The organism is Tunicatimonas pelagia (genome assembly GCF_030506325.1).
In the GTDB taxonomy this organism is placed as follows: Bacteria; Bacteroidota; Bacteroidia; order Cytophagales; family Cyclobacteriaceae; genus Tunicatimonas; species Tunicatimonas pelagia.
In genome coordinates this window covers 2,958,252-2,981,938 of record NZ_CP120683.1, presented here as the reverse complement: position 1 = coordinate 2,981,938, position 23,687 = coordinate 2,958,252, and the positions used below count along the sequence as shown (strand labels likewise).

Below are 23,687 nucleotides of genomic sequence, written 5' to 3'. Positions count from 1 at the left end.
TAATTAAAAGTCGCAATAATCATATTTTTCGGAACCAACAAGATATTTGGCAGACCCGGTAAGGCGAACTTCTATTTCCATCATTTCGGCTATATCCTGACCCGTAGATCATTACATCCTCGCTATTTGAAGGGTTATTATCCGTTACTTTTTATTTTTTACTATTGCAGCGTCCGGTTTTAAATCACCGGTTCTCTGCACCTCCCGACCCACCGCTTTACTCATTTATTTCACGTAATCTTTTATTCCAATGAAAAGAATCAGTGTGCGATTTCTAGTTTTATTGTGGGGCATTGTCATGAGTGGGTTGCTCATCGTTTCCTGCGGGGAGGACGATGATGCCTCCAACCCACCGTCCCCAACTCCCACTCCCGGAACAGGAAACCTTTTAACCATTACGGCAATGGATGCTACCGCAAGTATTGCTGAAAACCCAACAATGGGTGATGTAATTGATACCTTAGTAGCTACTGCCAGCACGGGTACCGCTTTGTTGTACAGTTTGCTTTCCCAAAGTGTAGATGGGGCCGTTAGTGTAGAAGCCAGTAGCGGGGAGCTGAAAGTAGCTCAGGTAGCGGCGTTTGATTTTGAGACCAACCCTACCATCAGCGGGGAATACGTAGCCTCGGCTGAGGGAACCAGTGACACAGCAAGCTTTACCATCACTGTTACCGATGTGAACGAAATACAGGTTAACGCCAATACCTTCTTAGATAGTTTGGACGAAAACAGCGCATCGGGTACCGTCATTGGCACCCTAGACGTGACAGTCACTGGGAGCAGTGATCCTGCTACCTATGCGGTCATTAGCCAATCGCCCAGTGGCGCAGTAGGTGTCAATGCCCAGGGTGAAGTTATTGTAGCTGATAGTAGCCTGTTTGACCATGAAACCCATTCGGAAATTACAGGAACCTATACGGCGACCGTGGGTACCGTGACGGACACCGCCAATTTTACGGTGAAGGTTCTGAATGTAGAAGAAGTAACAGTGGTGGATGAAGATGGTATCAAGATTACCATAGCTGACTTCTCAGGCAGTATCGATGAGAATAGTCCAGCAGGTATGGCCATTGGTACCGTATCAGCAACCGTGACCGGAGGAACACCGACCTACTCCATAGCGTCCCAGTCCATAACTGGAGCGGTGAGTATTAATGCTCAGGGACAATTGAGCGTAGCCGATGCTAGTGCATTTGATTACGAAACTAATACCCAGATTACGGGTAAGTACAAGGTAGTTGTAGGTAGCCAAGAAGCAGAAGCCAACTTCACTATCACAATTAACGATATTACGGAACCTACCACACCGCTAAGTGCTACTGATTTTAGTGGAAACGTAGATGAAAATAGTCCGGTGAATACCATTATTGGCACGGTAAACGCTACCGGATTCAATGGGGCAACGCCAACCTACTCGATTGTCAGTCAGTCAATAACTGGGGCGGTCAGCATCAACGCCCAAGGCGAAATCAGCATTGCCGATGCTACTGTATTTGACTTTGAAACCAATACGCAGGTTACAGGAAGGTACAAGGTAGTTGTAGATAGCCAGGAAGCCGAAGCAGACTTTACCATTTCTATCAACAATGTTCTGGAGGTGATGATAACCGCCAATGCGTTTTTTGGAAATGTAAACGAAAACAGTGAGGTGAATACCGCGATTGGCGTATTAGATGTCACTGTGGCCAACGGTACTGGAACGCCTACTTACACCATTATAAGCCAGTCAGTGCCCAATGCGGTGAGTATTAATGCCCAAGGGCAGTTACTAATCGCCACTGCCAGTAGCTTCGACCACGAAACCAACCCCACTATCACGGGAACCTACCAGGCCGAACTAAATGGTAGTACTTCTTCGGCGAATTTTACCATCATCGTCGATGACAACGATAAGTGGGTGGTAAGTGTATTTGCGGGTACACCTGGAGCATCAGGTAATACTAACAGTACTGGTCAGGCTGCTCGGTTCAACGACCCTAAGGGAATGGCTTTTGATAGCAATGGTAACCTATTTGTAGCCGATGCAGGTAATCATCGTATTCGTAAGATTACCCCGACCGGAGTGGTAACTACATTTGCCGGCAGTACTCGAGGTTCGCGCGATGGTATAGGTACTAGTGCCCAGTTCTTAGACCCAAGTGATGTAGAGGTTGATGCCTCAGGTACTATATGGGTGGCTGACTTTGGAACAGGTGGTGGTGCTGGTAGAATACGAAAAATCACCTCAGCCGGAGTGGTAACTAGCCCTGGTGCCCCAGGCTCATCTACCATCTGGGGAATAGCCATTTATAATAATAACATATACGCCTCTATGTTTGGAGGACATGCGATTGAGCAGTTTAGTATCAGTAACAATAACTGGACTACCTATTCGGTAGGTAGGGGGACTGCCGGATCGGCTGATGGTGCACCGAACGTCGCTCAGTTTAACCAACCTCAAGGAATTACCGCTGATGCTTCAGGGAACTTGTACGTAGCTGATAACGACAATAATAAGTTGCGTAAGATAGACACCAATAATAACGTCACGACTTTAGCTGGGTCATATTTCCGGATTAGCGACGTAGCTATCGACTCGAACGGAAATATCTACATTACTGGTAATGACCGAATCTGGGAAATAGATACTAATGGTAATTCCAGAAGAATTGCCACAGGTTTTGTCGGACTACAAGGTTTGGCTATTGATGCTGCCGGAAATGTTTACGTAGCTGACTCTGGTAATCATTGCATTAAAAAGCTGACATGGGTAGATTGATGTATTATCAGTCAGGACTAGTTTTTAACGAGTGAATAGTAGAGAGCCAGACGTAAAAATCTGGCTCTCTCTGTTTTACTTCTGGCCTGAACTCCCATTCCCGGTTTTCGGTGCATCCACTCCACAAGCTCCCTATCATATAGAAATTGTCTCTCTGTACCCGTAGGGTTCTGTCAACCTAAAAGAAAGTTAGCATATACTAGGTACTTCGGGAATGGCAAGCGTGCAGGTTATCAGTACTATTCCCCCGCATAGGGCAAAAAGAAAAAGGTGAAAGTAAAACAATCCGCAACTCCTGATTAGTTTTACATAATTAATGACTCTAGATAAGCCTGTATGAAAACCGCTCAACTAACTATCTATCGTTTCCCGCAACTTACACTCAAACCGCTGATTTCTTTTTATACCTACTTAGTCAACTTGGGTATTGACCCCGAACAAAAGCGGGAACACCGAAATAAAAAGTTGCTGAATATTCTGTGCATAACTTGGTATCATGTATCAGTGATATTTATCGCCATCTACGGGTTAGTATCATCTCAACTTTGGCACCCTATTGCGCTGCAGTCCGCTACTACCTTACTTATTTTTAGTTTTGTGCAGTACCTCAATGTTAAAGATTACGCCGAGCTATCCAAATTTCTATTCTTTGGCTTTAGTATCGTACAGTGTACATTAGTTGGCATATTTACGATACCTGGCGAACTGACCGAACTGTTTCTTATTGTTTATCCACTGGCGGCGGTTGTTCTTTACCAACGGTTTACCGCTCACTTTATCGTTTTGCTGGTGAGTTTAACGGCTGCCCTAAGTAGCCATATCTTTTTTCAGGATTATGACTTACCAAATACGGTGCTGGTCGTGATAACCGTAGCCTTTTTCACGCCCTACCTTATTGTGCTCTACATTAAACAGTTTAACTAAGAAGCTGAAAAAATGCTAGCCCTGGAGCGAAATAAAGCATTAGCTGATCGGCGCACTATTGAAGCGCAAGCGAGGGAACTACAGGAACTGCATGATTTCAGAAGCCACTTCTTCGCTAATATCTCGCACGAAATCCGTACCCCACTTACCTTGGTTTCTGGCTACGCCCGCCGACTTTCCGAAAGTGCTGTTGGCGAAACGAACCAGCAGCACGCTAAGATTATCGCTGAGAAATCTGCCGATATCAAAGAGCTGGTCGACAGTATTATTGACCTAAGCAAGCTGGATAATAAAGGACTGACCCTTCAGCGTACTTCGGTGAATCTATCGCAATTGCTGCAAAAAGTTCACGCCGATTTTTCTGATATTTTCAGTCAGCAAACCATTAATCTAACGCTAGATATTCCCGACCGCCCGATATTCATCGACGGCGATGCGGTGCTGATGAACCGAGCCATTACCAATTTAATTATCAATGCACTAAAGTTTACTCATCAAGGTGGAGTTACCAAGCTCATACTGCAAGTAGAAGATGAAGCCCTGCTTAAGATATACAACACCGGTATCGGCATTCCTTGGCAGGATGTAGACCGGATTTTTGATCGGTTCTACCAAGTGAAAAATGATATTACCCGCAGCCAGGGCAGTGGCATTGGGCTATCAATAACCCGAGCTATTTTAGAACAACACGACTACTATATTCAGGTAGCAAGCGAGGTAAACCGCTACGCGCAGTTCACCATTCGTTTTATGGAAGATCAGTTTTGGCAAGGAGATTCTACCGCTACCGAAGTGCCCCATTCAGAAATAACTATTGACGATACCTCTCTGGAAGAAAACGCTCCGCCATTATCTCCGTCATCAACGAAGACAATTCTATTGGTAGAAGATAATCAGGATATGCGACGGTTTATCCTAAGCATTCCCGCTATTAGCCAATACACAGTTCTGGAGGCAGTACACGGTGAAGAAGCTCTACAGCTATTAGAAAAACATGATGTTGATATAATCATCACCGATTACATGATGCCGCGTATGGATGGGCTAAAACTAATTCATGAACTTAAGCAGCGAAATTATAAACAGCCCATTGTCGTCATTACCGCGCAAGCCGACCAGCAGCGCAAGTTGGATATGCTTCGGGTAGGCATTGATGGCTACCTGACCAAACCATTTTCAGAAGAAGAGCTCTCAATACTGATTGATAAGCTGCTTGAGCAGGATAGTTTCAGGAAGCAATTTATCGCGCAACAACTACGCGAGAATCAAACTCCACTACTACCTGACGAGCTAGCCGAATTCAACCAGCGGCTACGCAGCGTGATTGATGAGAATATTGGCAACAAGCCATTTGGCGTACCCGAACTATGCGCTCAACTGGACTTAACCGAACGCACTCTGTACCGAAAAGTAAAGGAGCTGTGTGGTTCTACTCCTACTAAACTAATCACGGAACGTCGCCTACTCCGCGCCAAAGCCTACTACGATCAGGGTAATTACAAATCCACCCAGCAGTTAGCTTTCTCCGTAGGGTTCAAAAACAGCACCCGCTTTGCTGAGAAATTCCGTACCCGGTTCGGCATAAAACTTTAAGGGCGAGGCGCGGGGAGCACGGGGCTTGGAGCACTTTCTATACGTACAAAGGTATTTTCTATACGCACAGAAGGCACCCCTTGCGCCTAGCTCCCGGCTCCGCGCTCCTGCTATTTTACACTGAAAATTACATCCCTCCCGTAAAGCCTTACAATTTCTGCCAGATACTTTTCATTATCCGCCGCCCACCCCGAGGGCTATTACAAAGGCTATGTTCTTGTGCTACTTTTGGGCGATCAAAATAATAACAAATCTAAAGTATTATCAGCATGAAGAACCGTGGAATACTACTGTATTTTCTCTCTTTCCTGTTTGTAGCAGGCTTCTTTTCTTGTAAAGAAGATGACCCCTCAGGGGTGCAAATCTCCGTAACGCCCTTCGCCAAGACTATCGATGAAAACCCAGCCGACGGAGCTTCGCTGGGTACATTGGAAGCCACCACTAGTCAAGGTACCATTGCTTATTCACTCACCGAGCCGAACCCAGCTGGGGCACTAGCCATTGACTCACAAATCGGGGAACTCACCGTAGCCGATGCCTCACTATTTGATTTTGAGACCAATCCGGTCATTAGTGCTACGGGAACCGCTACGGCCGAAGGAGTAAGCAACTTGTCATCCATCACCATTACGTTGACCGATGTGAATGAAGATGGTGCCATTGTGGCTGACTTCAGCGCAACTATTGATGAGAACCCCGCTGTGGGAAAAGTACTGGGGACAGTTCAGGTTTCTAGCACTGAATCGGTTAGCTTAGCATTGGCTTCTCAAGTACCTGCGGGGGCCATATCGATCAACGCTAACACGGGCGAGTTAACAGTAGCCGATTCTAGCAAGTTTGATTTTGAGACCAACCCAACATCAACGGCTCAAGTAGTAGCTACCACTAGTACCCAAACCGATACTGCCACCGTCACCATTACCCTAACGGATGTAGAAGAGGTTAGCATTTCGGCCAGCGACTTTGCCGTAACGATTGATGAACATCCTAATGAGGGTCAAGTACTCGGCCAAGTGGAAGCCACCACTACCGGAACGGTGGCCTTTGCAATAGCCTCGCAAAGCCCGGAGGGTGCAATAACCATTGACGCTGCTTCCGGCGAGCTGACCGTTGCGGATTCTAGTAAGTTTGATTTTGAAAGCAACTTTACGCTAACCGCTCAAGTAGTGGCTACCGTGGGCACAGCAAGCGATACGACCCAGGTTACCATTACCCTAACGGATATAGACGAAGCCATTACAGTCGCTGACTTTAGCGTAACCATTGACGAGAACCCAACCGCTGATCAGGTGCTGGGCACCGTGCAGGCAACCGGTTTTGGGAATCTCTCATTTAAGCTGACATCGCAAACCCCAGCGGGAGCGATCGCAATCAATGCTACTACTGGCGAACTTACCGTAGCCCAAGCTAGTGCTTTTGATTACGAAACCAATACCAGCCTTACGGCTGATTACGAAGTAACCAATGGTGCCGATACCAAAACCGCCAAGGTGACTGTGATGCTAAATGACGTTACCGAAGTTGTAGCGGACCCCGACGCATTCATCACTACCTGGGAAGTAACCGCTAGTGACTTGTCTATTACCATACCAATCCTTGCCAGACTGAACTTTTCGTTTAACTATACTGTAGATTGGGGTGATGGTGAGACTAGCAGGGGGCAAACGGCCGCCGCCACCCATATTTACAGTACGGCAGACACCTATACGGTAAAGATTACGGGTACATTCCCCGCTCTTTCTTTCAATAACTCCAGCGATAATACCAAGATAAAGACCGTTGAGCAGTGGGGTAATATTGACTGGCAATATATGCGAGGGGCCTTTAACGGTTGTGAAGATTTGAAAATTACCGCTACGGATGCCCCTGATTTAGACGATATTAATGACTTGACAGATATGTTCCGAGGGGCACAAAATCTCACTGGCTCTATCGGACATTGGGAAGTAAGCACAATTACAACCATGCGAAGTATGTTTGAAGGCGCAAGTTCATTCAATTCGCCCTTGAATGATTGGGATGTGAGTAATGTAATCGATATGAATAATATGTTCATGGGCGCAAGTTCATTCAATTCGCCCCTGAATAATTGGGATGTGAGTAATGTAACCAATATGAGAGGAATGTTTTATCAGGCATCTACGTTCAATCAGCCTTTAGATAATTGGATTACGAGTAGTGTCACGGATATATCTTTCATGTTTCAAGAAGCATCTTCATTCAACCAAGATCTACCCTGGGATGTATCATCGGTAACACAAATGCGTTCCACATTTGACCGAGCTTCCAACTTTGAAGGTGACATAACCAGTTGGGACGTGAGTAATGTTCGTAGCTTCGCTGCCATGTTTCGGCAAACGCCATTCAACGAAGATATTACCGGCTGGGTTCCCAGCAGTGCTACTAGTATGGCCTTAATGTTCAGCCAAAATACCGCATTTAGTCAGGATATTTCTGGTTGGGATGTAAGCTCCGTTGCCGAATTTCAATTTATGTTTCAAGAAGCTTCTGCCTTTAATCATAGTCTAGGCGGGTGGAAAATCAATAGTGCTACTAACATGTCTAAGATGCTAGATAACTCAGGCCTCTCCTCTACCAACTATGATGCGACTCTCAAGGGTTGGGCTGAGCTAAATACAGTACCTTCTAATGTTAATCTAGGGGCTGATGGTATGGAATACAGCGCTGTAGGAAAAACCGCCCGCAATACCCTTATCAATAATAAAGGTTGGACTATCACGGGGGATACTGAGCTGCCGTAGTAGTAATTTCACCTTACCAGAAATATGTTGACAGTAGACTTCCGAAGGTTCAACAACCCGACTGAAATTCTTTGGAAGTCTTACTTTTTATATCCAATCCCATATGACCATTAGCCCAAAAAACAGATTAAGGCATAAACTAGAAAGAAAATTCAACCGCATAGTATGACGAAAATCAGCTCGGGAGCGATCTTCACGGGCGCGGATGTACCAATAAGAAAAGTACCCTAACACGGGTAGCAAAGAAGTTAAGTATAATCCAGCTAGCAATTCACCAAAATAGATTCGGTAGTATAACCAGAAACCTAAAGTAGCCAGTCCGAAAAAGATGGCGGTGAAGTGGAATGTTCCCAAGACACCTAGTCGATAACTTAGCGTAAAATCGCCTCGTTTAGCATCTTCATCGTGCTGATAAATCTGAGTCATAGGATACGAGCCCCACAGCATGAGCGAAGCAAGAGTAGCTCCTAACCACATTTCAGGTGGCTGAGAGAACAATAGTGAGGTTTCGTTCACCCCTACGTACACCATCAAGAAAGTAAAGAAGCCCTGGAAGAATCCCGCAACTAGCCAACTACCAATAGCGTACTTTTTCAGGCGGATTGACGGATGACTGTAAGCTTTAGAAACCATTCCGTAGATAAACAGCATGATGGCAAACTCTACGCTTACTATTAATCCCAGAATAATGGCGACTACATCCAACAGCAACGAAACTCGGTACAGCTCCAATTGCACAGGTGGGGGATGCTCCAACCCACCGATACTTCCTTCATCTTTATCAAAAAAACTGTTGTAACCGTTGCTAGCCGGATACAACGAGAAGTGGAGAATGAAGAAAATCAGCAGTGCATCTATTGTCGAAAAATCTTCGGCTACGCTTAGGGCGAAGAGATAGATAGGAAGTAGGAAAAAGGAGAAAGGAATCCGTAAGTGAAGCCAGGTAGACCGAACGATCATAACGAAGCAGTGTTTTTCTTCGCCTCATTCCAGTAGATTTCCATTTCCTCCAAGGTCATGTCTTTCACATTCTTATCCTGCTCATAAGCCCGCTGCTCAATATGCTGGAAGCGTCGCATAAATTTTCGATTCGTTCGCTCCAAAGCTTCTTCAGGATTTATTCCGGCAAAGCGGGCGTAGTTAATTAGGGCGAATAACAAATCCCCAAACTCATCCTGGGCTTCCGCAAGGTTACCCGATGCTTCCGCCTCCTGAAACTCCTGCATTTCTTCTTCTACCTTATCCCAAACTTCTGTCTTTTCACTCCAGTCAAATCCCACACCTCGAGCTTTTTCCTGCATCCGGAATGCTTTTAGCAAGGCTGGTAATGAGGAAGGTACTCCACTCAGGGCTGACTTACGTATATCTCCCGACTCCTTCAACTTTATCTGTTCCCAGTTTTGCTCTACTGTGCTCGCGTCATTGGCTTCAATGTCACCGTAGACGTGGGGGTGCCGACGGATTAGTTTATCACATATACCGTTCAGAACATCACTGATGTCAAATGCCTGCTGCTCGCTAGCTATTTTGGCGTAGAAGACTAAGTGCAGAGCTAAGTCGCCTAGCTCATTGCGAACTTCACTCAGATCGCCACTCAAAATGGCATCCGAGAGTTCGTAGGTTTCTTCTATGGTTAGATGGCGAATACTTTCAATGGTCTGTTCCCGATCCCAAGGGCACTTCACCCGCAATTCTCCCATAATTGTCAGCAGTCGATCAAAGGCCTCCAGGGCAATCTTACGATGTTCGTTTATTGGTTCATTCATCGTTCAAAAGGTATAGTCCACAGTCAACGGTCAATAGTCCATAGTAGGTTCCTGACTTGAATATGGATTCACTATCGACTGTAGTCTATGGACTGTTGACTATCAATCGCAACATTAAACATTTCTCTCAGAAACTTTGCTCCCTTTACCCCCGTTTTACCCTAGTAATATTATCTTTGTACCAAATACTGAAGTTATGACCACGATATTGCTAGCCATAGGATTTATTGCCCTTTTCTTTATATTGATGAGCGTTCGGCTCATTTTCTTGAAAAACGGGGAATTTAAGGGTACTTGTGCTTCTCAAAGTCCATTCCTGAATAAAGAGGGAGCCACCTGCGGCTACTGCGGCAAAGAAGTGGGGAAGGGCGAAGCCTGCGGCAACCCCGATTCGGAAGTAAACAAAGTTTTGGCGAAATTCGACTAATTTCTCTTACTTCGCGCACTCTTATTGTTTCTATAGTACTGTCTCAAACCACATTTCATCTTTGGCACTTATCACATCCATCTCCGGTATCCGGGGAACCATTGGCGGAGCCGTAGGCGAAGGGCTCACTCCGATTGATACCGTAAAGTTCGCATCGGCCTTTGGTTCTTACTTGAAGCAACAGCACAAAAAAGTAACCGTAGTCATTGGGCGCGATGCCCGCATCTCGGGCGAAATGGTTGCTAAGTTGGTGAGTGCTACCCTGCAAGGCTTGGGCATTGATGTATTGGATATTGACTTAGCGACAACTCCTACCGTAGAACTAGCCGTAGTTGATGAGAAGGCGCAGGGTGGCATCATCATCACTGCTAGCCATAACCCTGGTCAGTGGAATGCTCTCAAACTGTTAAACGAGGCCGGAGAATTTATCTCAGCCGAAGCCGGAAAAGCGGTACTCGATTTAGCGGAAGTCGCCGATTTTGACTTTGCTACCGTTAATAAGCTAGGTGCTTATCAGCGGATTGAAGGGGCTACCGAAAAACACATTGAAGCTATACTGGCTTTGCCCGAAGTAGATGCGGAAGTCATCCGGGAGCGAGATTTTAAAGTAGCCATTGACTGCATTAATTCGGTAGGTAGTATTGCCGTGCCGATGCTACTAGAGAAGTTGGGAGTACATCAGATAGAAAAGTTTTATTGCGAACCCAACGGTTCATTCGCCCATAACCCCGAACCTGTTCCTGAAAACCTCAATCATATATGCGGAAAGATGGAGCAAGGTTCGTATGATTTGGGGATTGTTGTTGACCCTGATGTAGATCGCTTAGTTTTAATTCAAGAAAACGGCGACCCATTTGGAGAAGAGTATACATTGGTAGCCGTAGCCGATTATATTCTGGGGCTGAATGGGGGCGGAAATACCGTTTCTAATCTTTCTTCCTCATTGGCACTACGCGATGTAACTGAGAAGCACGGAGGAAGCTATACTGCCGCCGCCGTAGGCGAAGTGAATGTAGTAAAGGCGATGAAGGAGACTGATGCCATTATTGGGGGCGAAGGTAACGGGGGAGTAATTTTCCCTAAGCTACACTATGGTCGCGATGCATTGGTAGGTATTGCCCTCTTTCTGTCACACTTGGCAAAATTTGGTAGATCTATCGCTCAACTAAAAGCGAAGTACCCTCAGTACCATATTTCCAAAAATAAAATTGAGCTTACGCCCGATATTGATATGACTTCGGTACTAACAACCTTAGCCGAACGCTACGCCAACCAACCCACAGATACCACCGATGGCGTAAAAATTAGCTTCGACCGCGAATGGGTACACCTGCGAAAATCTAACACCGAACCCATCATCCGCATTATTTCGGAATCCAACTCTCGCGCCACTGCCGAGCACCTAGCAAATAAGCTGATCACAGATATTCGGGAAATTATTAATACCAATCATTAATAGATCATTACTGATGACGAAACTACAGGTTGCAGTTCTAATCTGAGAAACTAACCCAAAAGCTAATCGGCTCCTGGAAGCCTCATTTTGACTTCTTTACGATCATAATCAACCACAAAACCGTGCCTTTTCAGTGCTTTTGAGCCGATAATACCGCTAATCTTCACGGATGCCCCAGTATTTAGGGAGCGGATAATGCCGGATAAATCAAGAGCAATGTAATTAGCTTGTATCGTCTGAGAGCCTAGTTGAAGATCCATATCGTATACGCCAACCAATCCCTTCACGTTAGCCCCTAGTCCGGCGAGCTGAAAGCCCCTTAGAGAAGTTCGGGTATGGCAGGAAAACCCGTATCGTTTAGCATCGTTACAGTGGATAATACTCACATCCGCCCCGGTATCCAGTAACAAGTAGGCCTTCTTACCATTAATTTTTCCCCGAACAATCGGCTGATCTCGCATGACGGCTAACTCAACTACTTCGTACTGATCTTGTGCCATCAATGGAATCTGGCTACCCCAGATGAAACAGATGATAATGAGTAAAATCATAGCACTTGGGGATAGAAGTGTTCCGAATGTAAAGGGGGATTACAAGAAGAGTGCTAATCTATATAGTGGCGATTCTCATAGGTTTGACAGCACTCTACGTTTTTATCTTGTTCACTATCGCCCACTGATCGGCCAATACCGAACAGGGTGGGGTTTTTGCTTATTCTTGCCGTAGTGATTTTGCTGGATTAGCCAAAGCAGCTTTGAACGTGTGAATACTTATCGTAACTAAGGCGATGGCTAGCATCAACAGTAAGGGTAGTAAAAACAGCCAGACACTAATTTCAATATGAAAAGCATAGTTCGATAACCAGTGCTGAATGGCGAAGTAGGCAATAGGTAGTGCAACCAGACTGGCAATAAAAATCAGCTTCACAAAGTCTTGGGAAAGTAGTGCCAAGATACGAGCTACCGAAGCACCCAGTACTTTACGAATACCAATTTCTTTGGTGCGTTGTTTGAGGGTGAAGGCTGACAAGCCAAATAAGCCCAAACAAGCTACAACGATGGCCAGGGTAGTAAATACACTAAAAATGCTGCCAAATCGCTGATCGGCCTCGTACTGCCGATTAAAATAATCATCCAGAAAAAAGTACTCCAGCGCATTGCCGGGAAAAGCCTGCTGAAATTCTTCCTCAACTGTAGCTATCGTCTGAGGTAGTTTATCAGTGCTGAGATTAACAGTGATGTATTGCCATCGATTCCAGCCCGGATAAATAAACAGGATAGGATCATAAGCCTGCTGTAACGATCGTTGGTGGTAATTTTTCACTACTCCGATTACTTCTCCCTCCACCTCGGGTAGTCCTAATCTAAAAATTAGGCGTTCGTGAAGGGCATCTTCGTTACTAGAGTATCCTAGTTTTTTTACGAGTGCTTCATTGATCATGATTTTAGCGTATTTAGCATCGAAGGAGGGCACCTTATCTTCCTCCCGTAAGTTTCTACCTGCTATCACGGTCATTTCAAATGTATTGATAAAGTCTGGGTCAATATCTAGATAAAAGAATCCTACATCCGTGTTTTTCTCCTTGCCTTTTTTCCAGATATGATTACGGGCAAAGATTGTTTCTCCCGGAATCTCGGTAGAAGCAGTTACTTGGTGAATAGCCGAATGGCGTGCTAACTCAGTTTTGAAGGAAGTTATCTGCTGAGTGATGGTAGAATCGTAGATAGCCGGGGATTTTACAACCAAGAGCTGATCCTTCGCATAGCCCAGGTCTTGGTTTCGCATAAACGATAATTGCTTATACACCGTGATGGTGCCGATGATTAGGATGATCGTCAGGACGAATTGGAAGGACACCAGTACTTTCCGCAGAGAAACCCCGGTGAATGAGTGGTGAAAATTCCCCTTTAGTACTTTAGCGGGGCGGAAAGAGGATAGCATCCAAGCGGGATAAAATCCCACCAGTAAGGCTCCTACAACAATAACCCCTACTATCAGCCCCCAAAACCAAAGCTCCTGCCATACCGATAATGCCCACAAACTTTCGCTTATCTCTTTGCCGGTAATCTGCTGGAAGAAAGGCCAAGCTAACCAAACGATTCCCACCGATAGTAGTAACGCTAACACATTGATAAGCATCGACTCCAGCAGAAATTGACCAATCAACTGTAGGCGAGCCGCTCCCACAACTTTACGTAACCCTACTTCCCGCGCCCGATCCAGCGATTTGACCGTAGATAAGTTTACGTAGTTAATCCAGGCTAAAAACAGAATAAAAGCAGCTAGGATGGTAAGAAAAGTCATCAGTTGCTCGCTACTGTTCGCCTCCGCTTCATTATTATAGTGGGAAGTTAAGTGAATATCACCGACTGGCTGTAAGTGCATCTCAGCCTGAAACTTGTGTTCGGCCATAATATCGGTCATGTACTGGTCGATAAATGCAGGAAATTGAGCTTCCAACTGTTCTGGGTCTGCCTCCGGAGCTAGTAGCACATAGGTGTAAAACTCAGGCCAAATCCAGGTGTCATAACCCCATTTTTCACCCAGTGTGAGAAAGGAGATCAATATATCGAACTGGATATGAGAGTCTTCCGGAATATCCTTAAATACCCCTCTTACTGTTAATGGCAACTCACCATTTATTTCTAGTACCTTACCCAATGGATCGGCTGAACCAAAATACTTTTTTGCAGTAGATTCAGAAATAGCAACTGTTTGTGGTTCGGCGAGGGCGGTTTCAGCACTTCCAGCTACAAAGGGAAAAGAAAATATGGTGAGAAACGCGGAGTCAGCAATATACATTCGATCTTCATTAAACGTAGTGGCTTGCCCCGTTTCATCTACGTAGGTTATTGAAGATGCATTAATAAAAAGCGTTTGGGTTACTGCTCGGGCAAAGGCTTCAACCTGAGGAAAATCCTCTTGTAATGCTGGGCCTACCGCCGGATGATTGACTGCACTAGTGTTTTGAGGCGTAACTACTTCTCCGGGCTGTACGCTCGATAAAGTCACCCGGTAAATGCGATCAACCTTCTCATGAAACTGATCGTAGTTTGACTCAAAGTGGATATACTGGGTAATTAGAAAAGACGCGGCTAAACCTACTGCCAGCCCAAACACGTTGATAGCGGAAAAAACTTTGCTCTTCGTGAGATTACGGAAGGCAATTTTGAAATAATTTTGGAACATGTCCGGGGTGATTAGAAGATGAGTAGAATCAGGTTTTTTTACTGAAGAGGGCTTACAGAACAGTAATACTTCTTTGACAAATAGCCACTTAGCCTTCCGAGCGCCGTATTGCTTCACGCGGATATAAAAAGCTTCGTGTAGGTCGCCTTGCACTTCGTCCAGCAGGTTAGGAGCGCAGTACCATTCCAAAAAGCGATTCGCCCATTGCGGCGGGGTTACGTCCCGCTTATGCTCTCTTTCTTCAGCCATTGGTCAATTAAATTTAGGGATCAGAGACCATAGCTTTATGCGGTTCTCCCGAAGTTGGGAAATGACCTGGTATCCGTAGGGGGTAGCCTCAAAAAGCCGTTTGCGTCGTCCGCCCCGCTCAGCCGTAGCTTTGCCCATCCACGAGCGAAGCATCCCCTTTTTTTCTAGTCGCTTGAGCACGGTATGGATCGCCGGAATAGAAATTGTGTTATCCGTTTTCTCTTCGTAAGCCTGAGCTACTGATACTCCGTAGGCTTCTTCTACAATCATCACCAGGAGTAATACACTTTCTTCTAGTTGTCCGAGATTCGGTATCATGGCAATATCATTAATACTTGTATAACAAATATATGATATTTATTCAAACTTCCTACTGTAGATCAGATTAACAGTTATTTGCTACATAAAAAGGAGGGTGTCACCTTTTTATTAAGGACGATTAGGTTTGCCTAACATTACACTGATTAAAGAAAAAGGAAGCAAACTATACTAAGTGAGATGCTGTTTTGAAAGGTGTATTTGTGGTATCGCTATTTCATTACTCATCCTGTAAACACTCCACCGGGTTTGCCTGAGCAGCTTTGACGGTTTGAAACCCCACCGTAAGCCAAGCAATGAGCAGTACTAACACACCTGCTCCAACAAAGTACCACCACTGTAGTGAGATGCTAAAAGCAAAATTCTGAAGCCAACGTTGGGCCGCGAAATAACTGATGGGTAGGGCGATGGTGATGGCAACCAGCACCATCTTCGTAAAATCACTGGTTAGCAATTGCACAATACTAGTGGCACTCGCCCCCAAGGCTTTGCGAATACCAATTTCTTTTAAGCGACGTTCAGCTGTGAAAGCCGCTAGGCCGAACAATCCTAAGCAGGAAATGAGAATGGCGATGCCGGCAAAGTATTTAGATAATACAGCGACCCGCTGCTCGGCAGCGTACAGAGCTTGATATTCTTGATCTAGAAACCAATAGTCAAACGGATAATCAGGATAAAACTTTTTGGATAATTGACTAAGTTGCTCAATCGTTTCCTGCTCCTGACCTGCTTCTATCTTAGCTGCTATGTTCCAGGTGCTATTAGGATTTAGTATAATAAATAGTGGCTTTATGTTTTCGTGCAACGATTCAAAGTGAAAATCCTGCACGACGCCAATAATCTCTCGGTTTTCTCCCCACAACTCAACTTCTTCACCTACCGGATCGGTGAGTCCCATGTAGTCAATGGCTGCTTCGTTAAATATGATTTTAGCCGTATCGGTGCTAAAGCTTTCCGAGAACGTCCGACCTTCTTTTAACTTAATGTCCAGTAATTCTAAGGTACCGTAATTAGCCCGTACCACTTCAAACTCCGTTCTATCGCTGGGGTTGCGCCCCGTCCACTGCAAACCTGTAGTTCCTGAATTATGTCCGGTCATGTCGTGCCCAATACTAGAAATTTGAGTTACTCCAGGTATCTTCTCAGCTTCTCCTAAAAATGCCTTAAGATTACCTTCCTCCCAGCTCAAACGCTCAAAGTAAAGCACATTGTCTTTATCGTAGCCCAAATGAGTGTTCTGTACAAACGCTACCTGCTGGTACACTACCCAAACAGCAGTAATCAGAATAATGGATAAGGTGAACTGAAGAACCACTAGCCCCTGCCGTGTCCACTGTTCTCCCACTGACCGATTGAGTTTGTTTTTCAGTATCACGGCGGGATCAAATCCAGAAAGGTATAGCGCCGGATAGCTTCCGGCGACCAGCCCCGTAAACAAAGTAATTCCGATTGCTATCAGTATCAGGTTCACATCAAACGCAAAGGTGAGCTGCTTTCCGGTAATCTCGTTGAAGGAAGGAAGCAGTAGGCTCACCAGCAGAACAGCCAGTAATAGCGATATAGTAGCTACCGATACTGATTCGCTCAAATAACGGGAAGCTAAACTGCCCCGACGAGCACCGACCGCCTTTTTTACTCCGATCTCTTTCATCTGGCGAGAGGCTCGGGCCGTAGATAAATTCATGAAGTTGATACAAGCGATGAGCAGAATGAAAACGGCTACCCACGAAAACAGGCGAACGTAGGTAATTCTACCACCCGATTGCTCCCCATTCTCGTAATTGCTGTAGAGATAAACATCCGAGTAACGCTGGGCAAACATGGTGCGGTGGAAGATTTGACCCTCTGTTTTATCTCGGACAAAATTAGCAATCTTATTATTGAACGAAGCAAGATCAGCCCCCGGTTTTAACTGAACGTAGGTAGCCGGACTCGTTCGGCTCCACTCACTAGTCCACTCGTGTTCACGTTGATACCCCGCAAAGGGCAGCACAAAATCGAATTGCATAGAAGAATTACGAGGAACATTTCTAAATACACCCGACACCTGATACGAGTGGTCTGATTTCCGCTCTATCGTTTTCCCTACAGCCTCTTCTGTAGTCCCGAATAAACGTTGCGCCAACTCTTTGGAGATAACGATAGACGAGGGGTCGGTCAATACTTGTGCCGCATCACCTTGTACCAGATCAAAAGAAAACATGCGAAAAAAGTCGTTGCCTACAAACTGTCCCTTTGCTGTTATATCTTTCTCATCTACCGAAAGCACGCTACTACTGGAGTTGTACACCGTAGTGGCGTGCGTTACCTCGGGCAGGTCAGCAGCTAAGGCTTCCGCGGTAGGGGCGGCAGTTGTCCTGAATAATACCAGCTTTCCCGCTTGTTCGCGTTGCTCCAGAATTTGATAAAGTTGGTCGTTGTTGGCATGAAACTTATCCACCCTCAATTCATCCTGCACCCACAGAAAAATCAGCAGAGCGCAAGCCAAACCGGAGGACAAACCGATGAGATTAATTAGGAAGGTACTTTTGTAGCGTTGGAAGCTGCGGAAAGTCAGGATCAAATTATGACGTAGCATAGCGCGATAATTATTGGGTTGATATACTTTAAACGATCGGATGAATGCCGGACGAAAGTGCCGTAGCACGTTCCACCCATATTGTCGTTGGGCTTTCTCCGGAGAATCTTCATACTGCCGTTCGTACATCTCCAGCAAATTGCCTTCAATCTCTTCCAGATAGTCGTCTCGACAGAACCAGCGAAGGAAGCGGTGGGCATATTTAGGCGGTGGCACTTCCATTAGCCGAAAGAAATATTAGGAATTTGTTGATAAATACTGGTGCGTAGCGCGTACTGTTGGTCGAGCATCTGCTTGCCAAAAGCAGTGATGATGTAGTACTTCTTCCGACGGCCACCCCGCTCGCTGGTAATACCGCCAAAACGAGACTCGACGAAGCCTTTGTCTTCCATTCGTTTCAGGGCTACATGCACTGCGCTGATATTGATCTTTTTACTTAGCTTTTCTTCCAAGTCTTCCAAAATAGACACTCCGTAAGCCTGATCGTGTTGAGCGGCTACAACGAGTAGAACCAGTTCTTCAAATTCGCCGAGAGATGGGGATTTCATAAGGAGTAATTTACTTAACAAAAGTAAATATAATTATTAGTTTTACTTTTGTTATATAAATACACGAGTAATTTTCCGACGAGATAAAATTGAAAGGTTCATTCCTGCAAATCTAAAATTGAATTTTAAATTTGCAGGGTTACTCACTGTTCACTCTGCTCTTAACTTTCCGCTATTCTTGCAAACCCGCCCATTCTTGGCGTATTTTGTAAGTTCTGTACTTAATCTACTTAGCTCATGCAAGTTTACCTAGACAATGCAGCGACTACGGCACTTGATCCTGCGGTCTTAGAAGCAATGCTTCCCTACATGACCGATCACTACGGCAATCCGTCGTCTACCCACGCTCACGGGCGGCAAACCCGTTCGGCGATTGAGCAGGCTCGCAAGAAGGTAGCCGAGCTGCTGAACGTTACTCCCTCCGAAATTTTCTTTACTTCGGGGGGCACAGAGGCGGATAATACCGCTATCTGTTGTTCTATTGATTCTCATAATCTCCGCCGGGCGATTACTTCGCGACTAGAACATCACGCGGTGCTGCATACGCTACAAGAATTAGAGAAACAGCAGAAAATTCAGCTCGATTTTGTAGAGTTTGACGAAAGGGGAAATATTGACCTCAATCATCTGGAGAAGTTACTTCGTCAACCTGAGCGGGCACTGGTATCGCTAATGCACGGTAATAATGAAATCGGTAACCTGACCGATATTCAGCGAGTAGGCGAACTCTGTGCCGAGCACGACGCTATTTTTCATTCGGATACGGTGCAAACCCTGGCACATTACCCTATCGACCTGAAAGAAATTCCCGTTCATTGCATTGCCGGCGCGGCGCATAAGTTTCACGGTCCCAAGGGCGTTGGTTTACTGTACCTGGCTAAAGGCCATAAGGTTTGCCCACTATTGCACGGCGGTGGGCAGGAACGCAATATGCGGGGCGGTACCGAAAACCTCTACGGCATCGTGGGCTTCGCCAAAGCCTTAGAACTAAGCCACACGCATATGGATGAGCACTCCCTACACATTAAGTCGCTGAAACAACGCATGATTGAGGGGTTGCAAGAACAGATTCCGGGAGTACAGTTCAATGGAATGTCGGCTGATCTGGACGATAGTTTGTACACAGTATTAAACATAAGCCTACCGCCCTCAGAAGATAATGATATGCTGCTGTTTAACCTGGATTTGAACCAGATTTCAACTTCCGGTGGCTCGGCCTGCTCCAGTGGAGCGCAACAAGGCTCGCACGTGCTTCGCGCCCTTCAGTGCGATCCGCAGCGAGGGGCAGTGCGCCTTTCTTTCAGTCGCCACAACACCACTGAGGAAGTTGAATACGTAGTAAAGACATTAAAATCACTTTACCCGGTAGCCGTTGCGCAGTAAGCGTATAAACTTATTCTTTGTTTTTCGTTTGTATGAATACACCTAAACCATTTACCCATGAAACTGAGCGGCATTGCCATCACGTATATTCTTAGCTTTTTCCTTTTTACCTCTACGTTTGCTCAAGACGCTACCCAAGATAATGTGTGGAAAGCCCTAGCCTCGGTTGAGTACAAAATCACCGAAGACGAGTACGGCGAACTCTACGTGCCTAAGTTTAGCGAAAAAGCCCAAGAGCTGGAGGGTAAGATTGTCACTGTACCCGGTTATATTATTCCTTTTGAGGGGCTGTTTAAACCCGAGCACGTCATCGTTTCATCACTACCCATTGCCTCCTGCTTCTTCTGTGGCTCGGGCGGTCCCGAAACGGTGATGGAAGTATTTCTGAAAAATCCGGTTGATTATACCGAAGAAATGGTGGCCTTCCGAGGAAAACTTAAACTGAACGACGAGGATTATGAGCAACTGATGTACATTCTGGAAGATGCTGAGTTGGTGGGTCCGGTAGGTAATTGACGTTTTGCCGCTAATCCAGAAAAGTGAGTAGGCTAGGAACTTTCATTAGATTGTGGCTAGTAACATGGGTATACAGCTGGGTGGTACGAATAGAATCATGACCCAACAACCTGGTAAAGCATCATAGGTTTTCCCGAGTTGATCTTCGCAACTTAACGTCCCAGAACGCCCGCTATAAATCATACTACGCTATCGCTTCGCACGATCCATAGCTTTAACATTGTGGTGCATTAAATGAAATTTGGTTTGTACGGTTTATTACCGTACATTTGTAAAAAGAAATTTATTATGGAAGCACAGATAAGCAAAGACGAACGTATTGAATTAAGAGTCTCCGCTACTGACAAAAGAATTTTCAAAAGAGCCCAAAAACTTAGCGGAGACAAGTCATTTAGTAGCTTTATAGTTCGAGTAGTTAAAGAACAAGCTCAAGAAATAGTTGCTAAAAATGATAGAGTTATTGCGACTGAAACAGACCGGCAGATTTTTTTTGATGCTGTATTTAATAATACTAAGCCAAATCAAAATTTGATAGAAGCTGCTAAAAGATACAAATCAAAAAAATCCTGAACTTGAATATTTCGATTTTAGATAAATCTCACAATAGAAGGAGTTTTAATTGTGAAGAACAATCATTAACTGATTATATTCAAAAACAGGTTAGTCAAGACATTAAAAAAAGGCTTGCAATATGTTTTGTTGCAACAGACAAAGACAGCAATGTGATTGGCTACTATACTCTTACTAGCGAAAGTCTAGGTAGAGAACTAATACCTGAAAAATATATTAAAAAGGTTCCTCGGAATTATAATGCTCCTGTCATTCTACTTGGACGACTGGCTAGAGACATAAATGAAAAAGGAACAGGTCTTGGAGAATACCTTCTACTAGATGCTTTATTTAGAGCTTTTACTTTATCTGAAGAAAGTATTGGAGCTATGGCTGTTGTCGTCGATCCGATAAACGAATATGCAATAAAGTTTTATCAAAAGTATGGTTTTGAACAACTTCCCGATAGTGAAAAAATGTTCCTCCCTATGAATACAATCAAGCAGATAATATAAAAAGAACGACACCACAACACGGTGTATAGTGCATCCTCCGGGATACGCACCATACATGAGCCGTTAGCCTGAAAAATCCTGCATTTTACCAATAACCAACCTTCAATCATCATTTAAGACTGCTAAAAAACCATAGAAGTAGCTATTACTGCTAAAAAGTATTTTTGATTGTTCAATATTTAATCGTAACATTGCAATAAAACGATTATAGCAGAAATATGGGATTAGTTAAGACCGAAATATTTACTGAGTCACAAAATGAGATTGCGCTATTTGCTAAGGCATTCGGCCACCCTGCTCGGGTGGCGATTTTGCAGCACTTGTTTAAAGTTGATGGCTGTGTTTGCGGCGACATCGTTGACGAAATAGGGCTGGCGCAACCCACAATATCGCAACATTTAAAAGAGCTGAAACACCTGGGTTTAATTAAAGGCAATGTGGAAGGTACCCGGGTTTGCTATTGTATAGACACGGGAAATTGGACTAAGATGAAAGAAATAATGAATCAGTTTTTAGACCAAGATACTTCGCAGCCAGTGTGCTGCTAAAATAATTTGAACCTATTTATAGTATTATCACAATAGAACTATCGACATGGAAAAAGAGCAAGAATTAAAAAGCCTGGTGAGAGAGCGTTACGCTAAAATCGCTGAACAAGGCAAAGCCGAAAATGCCTCTTCCTGCTGCGGAGCTACCAACCCATCGGACAAAGTGTACAATATTATGGTAGATGACTATTCCGACACCAGCGGTTACGTAGAAGATGCCGATCTTGGGTTAGGCTGTGGCCTTCCGACTCAGTTCGCTAAAATACAGCAGGGAGATACGGTCATGGACTTGGGTTCCGGTGCCGGTAATGACTGCTTTGTGGCCCGGCACGAAACCGGCAGTGAGGGTAAAGTTATCGGGATTGATTTCACCCCCACGATGATCAAAAAGGCTCGTATCAATGCAGAAAAACTGGGCTATAACAACGTAGAATTTAGAGAAGGCGATATTGATGATATGCCGGTAAATAATGCTGTGGCCGATGTCATTGTCAGTAATTGCGTGCTGAACCTGGTACCCAACAAGAAAAAAGTTATCGGTGAAATCTACCGAGTACTGAAACCAGGTGGACACTTCAGTATTTCGGATATTGTTTTAGTAGGTGATCTTCCCAATGCTTTACGGCAAGATGCTGAGATGTACGCGGGTTGTGTTGCCGGAGCCATTCAGAAAGAAGAATATCTACAAGCAATTACGGATCGAGGTTTTCAAAACGTAAAAATTCAAAAAGAAAAACCAATCGACATACCTGCTGATATTCTTGACCGATACCTCTCCCAAGAAGAGGCAGCATCGTTTAACCACAACGGGACCGGAATTTTTAGCATCACCGTATACGCTGAAAAGCCCGGAACCAAAGCAGAAAAAACTAATCTGAAACTTTCCGAAATTCAGTCAGCCGATGCCTGTAAGCCCGAGAGTGGCTGCTGTTAATTCAGGAATTTAGTGGGAGGATAAAATATAGTAGCCCCGTCACGGTTCGCCGCGCGATTAATGATAGGGCTACGAAAAAATTTAATTAGAATTCTGGAATTACACTGCCCAGGCACGACCTCCGGCTTCTTCTACCGAAATACAACCTTCGTAGCGTCCGGGAACGGGTACGTGCTGAAGTACTTGAGTAGCTCCGGCTTCGGAAGTGCAAAACCCGAGTAGGGTCAGTTCCTTCATCGTTTTAAAGAAGGGCTTTACACCATCTTCTTGATTTTCCTGCGCCTCAGCTTCTAGTTTGGTGAGCAAAGCATCCATTTGCTCAGGTTCCAAATCGGCAAAACCATCGCTGTACTCACTCTGGCTCATTTCTTCTAACTGGGTAATTCCGGCTACGAACTGCTGCTGGTCTTCTTCGCCAAAGATATCCTTCATCATTAGGTCAATAAACTCCGGTACGCCTACGTCTTTAGCTCCCGGAGTATCAGTAGCCGGAATAATGCGCTCGGCTACTTCCGAAACTACGGCGGCCTGATCTTCGGATAGAAATCCGGGTTGCCAATTGAGTTCTTTTTTAGGCGTACAGCCTTTCATGACTCCCAAAATAGCCGGAGCAGAGAGTGCGCCACCCATCAAGTAACTGGCTTGTTTTATCGCTTGTCGTCGATCCATATTTA

20 protein-coding genes are annotated in these 23,687 nt (G+C 45.0%); 12 read left to right on the top strand and 8 right to left on the bottom strand.

The annotated features are described in order from the left end of the window. Positions 1-250 precede the first annotated feature (250 nt). The 4 genes from P0M28_RS12640 to P0M28_RS12625 all read left to right on the top strand — a co-directional run bounded on the left by P0M28_RS12640 (position 251) and on the right by P0M28_RS12625 (position 8,037). Positions 251-2,758: a hypothetical protein gene (locus P0M28_RS12640; RefSeq protein ID WP_302210270.1), complete on the top strand. Its 2,508-nt coding sequence runs from the start codon at positions 251-253 to the stop codon at positions 2,756-2,758. A 336-nt stretch (positions 2,759-3,094) separates the two neighbouring features. Beyond that, complete coding sequence (locus P0M28_RS12635; RefSeq protein WP_302210269.1) at positions 3,095-3,682, top strand: hypothetical protein; 588 nt, start codon at positions 3,095-3,097, stop codon at positions 3,680-3,682. Positions 3,683-3,694: 12 nt separating this feature from the next. Next, on the top strand, positions 3,695-5,275 hold the full coding sequence (locus P0M28_RS12630) for a response regulator (protein ID WP_302210268.1): 1,581 nt from the start codon (positions 3,695-3,697) through the stop codon (positions 5,273-5,275). A 269-nt stretch (positions 5,276-5,544) separates the two neighbouring features. Continuing rightward, positions 5,545-8,037: a BspA family leucine-rich repeat surface protein gene (locus tag P0M28_RS12625; protein WP_302210267.1), complete on the top strand. Its 2,493-nt coding sequence runs from the start codon at positions 5,545-5,547 to the stop codon at positions 8,035-8,037. Between the two features lie 87 nt (positions 8,038-8,124). Here the strand turns inward: P0M28_RS12625 and P0M28_RS12620 are convergent, their stop codons facing one another. Next, positions 8,125-8,997 (bottom strand): UbiA family prenyltransferase, encoded by an 873-nt coding sequence (locus tag P0M28_RS12620; RefSeq protein WP_302210266.1) that lies wholly within the window; start codon positions 8,995-8,997, stop codon positions 8,125-8,127. Continuing rightward, entirely contained in the window at positions 8,994-9,803 is an 810-nt protein-coding gene (gene mazG / locus P0M28_RS12615; RefSeq protein ID WP_302210265.1) for a nucleoside triphosphate pyrophosphohydrolase, read from the bottom strand. Before mazG ends, P0M28_RS12620 begins: the two co-directional genes overlap by 4 nt. Positions 9,804-9,999: 196 nt before the next feature. Here mazG and P0M28_RS12610 point away from each other — a divergent pair, with 196 nt between their 5' ends. Both P0M28_RS12610 and glmM read left to right on the top strand, forming a co-directional pair. Next, positions 10,000-10,230: a hypothetical protein gene (locus P0M28_RS12610; protein WP_302210264.1), complete on the top strand. Its 231-nt coding sequence runs from the start codon at positions 10,000-10,002 to the stop codon at positions 10,228-10,230. 61 nt (positions 10,231-10,291) lie between these two features. Further along, positions 10,292-11,686 (top strand): phosphoglucosamine mutase, encoded by a 1,395-nt coding sequence (gene glmM, locus P0M28_RS12605; protein ID WP_302210263.1) that lies wholly within the window; start codon positions 10,292-10,294, stop codon positions 11,684-11,686. 62 nt (positions 11,687-11,748) lie between these two features. On the opposite strand, the gene P0M28_RS12600 is transcribed toward glmM, so the two are convergent. From P0M28_RS12600 to P0M28_RS12580, 5 genes are all read right to left on the bottom strand, one after another. Next, the gene (locus P0M28_RS12600; RefSeq protein WP_302210262.1) at positions 11,749-12,237 is read right to left on the bottom strand and encodes a retropepsin-like aspartic protease; all 489 of its coding nucleotides are present in this window, start codon (positions 12,235-12,237) and stop codon (positions 11,749-11,751) included. Positions 12,238-12,397: 160 nt separating this feature from the next. After that, on the bottom strand, positions 12,398-15,124 hold the full coding sequence (locus tag P0M28_RS12595; RefSeq protein ID WP_302210261.1) for an ABC transporter permease: 2,727 nt from the start codon (positions 15,122-15,124) through the stop codon (positions 12,398-12,400). A 3-nt stretch (positions 15,125-15,127) separates the two neighbouring features. Beyond that, a complete protein-coding gene (locus P0M28_RS12590) occupies positions 15,128-15,442 on the bottom strand; it encodes a PadR family transcriptional regulator (RefSeq protein ID WP_302210260.1) in 315 nt (104 codons plus the stop codon). Between the two features lie 220 nt (positions 15,443-15,662). Next, complete coding sequence (locus P0M28_RS12585) at positions 15,663-18,242, bottom strand: ABC transporter permease (protein ID WP_302210259.1); 2,580 nt, start codon at positions 18,240-18,242, stop codon at positions 15,663-15,665. Beyond that, positions 18,242-18,568 (bottom strand): PadR family transcriptional regulator, encoded by a 327-nt coding sequence (locus tag P0M28_RS12580; RefSeq protein ID WP_302210258.1) that lies wholly within the window; start codon positions 18,566-18,568, stop codon positions 18,242-18,244. Before P0M28_RS12580 ends, P0M28_RS12585 begins: the two co-directional genes overlap by 1 nt. 237 nt (positions 18,569-18,805) lie before the next feature. Between P0M28_RS12580 and P0M28_RS12575 the strand changes: the two genes are divergently transcribed. The 6 genes from P0M28_RS12575 to P0M28_RS12550 all read left to right on the top strand — a co-directional run bounded on the left by P0M28_RS12575 (position 18,806) and on the right by P0M28_RS12550 (position 23,013). Further along, positions 18,806-19,951 (top strand): cysteine desulfurase family protein, encoded by a 1,146-nt coding sequence (locus tag P0M28_RS12575; RefSeq protein ID WP_302210257.1) that lies wholly within the window; start codon positions 18,806-18,808, stop codon positions 19,949-19,951. Between the two features lie 57 nt (positions 19,952-20,008). Next, complete coding sequence (locus tag P0M28_RS12570; RefSeq protein WP_302210256.1) at positions 20,009-20,467, top strand: hypothetical protein; 459 nt, start codon at positions 20,009-20,011, stop codon at positions 20,465-20,467. A 288-nt stretch (positions 20,468-20,755) separates the two neighbouring features. After that, positions 20,756-21,037: a type II toxin-antitoxin system TacA family antitoxin gene (locus tag P0M28_RS12565; RefSeq protein WP_302210255.1), complete on the top strand. Its 282-nt coding sequence runs from the start codon at positions 20,756-20,758 to the stop codon at positions 21,035-21,037. Positions 21,038-21,039: 2 nt separating this feature from the next. Then, on the top strand, positions 21,040-21,531 hold the full coding sequence (locus tag P0M28_RS12560; RefSeq protein WP_302210254.1) for a GNAT family N-acetyltransferase: 492 nt from the start codon (positions 21,040-21,042) through the stop codon (positions 21,529-21,531). A 218-nt stretch (positions 21,532-21,749) separates the two neighbouring features. After that, on the top strand, positions 21,750-22,079 hold the full coding sequence (locus P0M28_RS12555) for an ArsR/SmtB family transcription factor (protein ID WP_302210253.1): 330 nt from the start codon (positions 21,750-21,752) through the stop codon (positions 22,077-22,079). A 46-nt stretch (positions 22,080-22,125) separates the two neighbouring features. After that, a complete protein-coding gene (locus P0M28_RS12550) occupies positions 22,126-23,013 on the top strand; it encodes an arsenite methyltransferase (protein ID WP_302210252.1) in 888 nt (295 codons plus the stop codon). 99 nt (positions 23,014-23,112) lie between these two features. Here the strand turns inward: P0M28_RS12550 and P0M28_RS12545 are convergent, their stop codons facing one another. Further along, positions 23,113-23,682: a gluconate 2-dehydrogenase subunit 3 family protein gene (locus tag P0M28_RS12545; RefSeq protein WP_302210251.1), complete on the bottom strand. Its 570-nt coding sequence runs from the start codon at positions 23,680-23,682 to the stop codon at positions 23,113-23,115. Between the last annotated feature and the right edge of the window lie 5 nt (positions 23,683-23,687).

Bases quoted from the DNA above. Each gene is read 5' to 3' on its own strand.
- P0M28_RS12575 (WP_302210257.1), top strand. From the start codon at position 18,806: ATGCAAGTTTACCTAGACAATGCAGCGACTACGGCACTTGATCCTGCG.
- P0M28_RS12565 (WP_302210255.1), top strand. From the start codon at position 20,756: ATGGAAGCACAGATAAGCAAAGACGAACGTATTGAATTAAGAGTCTCC.
- P0M28_RS12620 (WP_302210266.1), bottom strand. From the start codon at position 8,997: ATGATCGTTCGGTCTACCTGGCTTCACTTACGGATTCCTTTCTCCTTT.
- P0M28_RS12590 (WP_302210260.1), bottom strand. From the start codon at position 15,442: ATGATACCGAATCTCGGACAACTAGAAGAAAGTGTATTACTCCTGGTG.
- P0M28_RS12550 (WP_302210252.1), top strand. From the start codon at position 22,126: ATGGAAAAAGAGCAAGAATTAAAAAGCCTGGTGAGAGAGCGTTACGCT.
- P0M28_RS12585 (WP_302210259.1), bottom strand. From the start codon at position 18,242: ATGGAAGTGCCACCGCCTAAATATGCCCACCGCTTCCTTCGCTGGTTC.
- P0M28_RS12640 (WP_302210270.1), top strand. From the start codon at position 251: ATGAAAAGAATCAGTGTGCGATTTCTAGTTTTATTGTGGGGCATTGTC.
- P0M28_RS12610 (WP_302210264.1), top strand. From the start codon at position 10,000: ATGACCACGATATTGCTAGCCATAGGATTTATTGCCCTTTTCTTTATA.
- mazG (WP_302210265.1), bottom strand. From the start codon at position 9,803: ATGAATGAACCAATAAACGAACATCGTAAGATTGCCCTGGAGGCCTTT.
- P0M28_RS12555 (WP_302210253.1), top strand. From the start codon at position 21,750: ATGGGATTAGTTAAGACCGAAATATTTACTGAGTCACAAAATGAGATT.
- P0M28_RS12570 (WP_302210256.1), top strand. From the start codon at position 20,009: ATGAAACTGAGCGGCATTGCCATCACGTATATTCTTAGCTTTTTCCTT.
- P0M28_RS12545 (WP_302210251.1), bottom strand. From the start codon at position 23,682: ATGGATCGACGACAAGCGATAAAACAAGCCAGTTACTTGATGGGTGGC.
- P0M28_RS12630 (WP_302210268.1), top strand. From the start codon at position 3,695: ATGCTAGCCCTGGAGCGAAATAAAGCATTAGCTGATCGGCGCACTATT.
- P0M28_RS12635 (WP_302210269.1), top strand. From the start codon at position 3,095: ATGAAAACCGCTCAACTAACTATCTATCGTTTCCCGCAACTTACACTC.
- P0M28_RS12625 (WP_302210267.1), top strand. From the start codon at position 5,545: ATGAAGAACCGTGGAATACTACTGTATTTTCTCTCTTTCCTGTTTGTA.
- P0M28_RS12600 (WP_302210262.1), bottom strand. From the start codon at position 12,237: ATGATTTTACTCATTATCATCTGTTTCATCTGGGGTAGCCAGATTCCA.
- P0M28_RS12580 (WP_302210258.1), bottom strand. From the start codon at position 18,568: ATGAAATCCCCATCTCTCGGCGAATTTGAAGAACTGGTTCTACTCGTT.
- P0M28_RS12595 (WP_302210261.1), bottom strand. From the start codon at position 15,124: ATGGCTGAAGAAAGAGAGCATAAGCGGGACGTAACCCCGCCGCAATGG.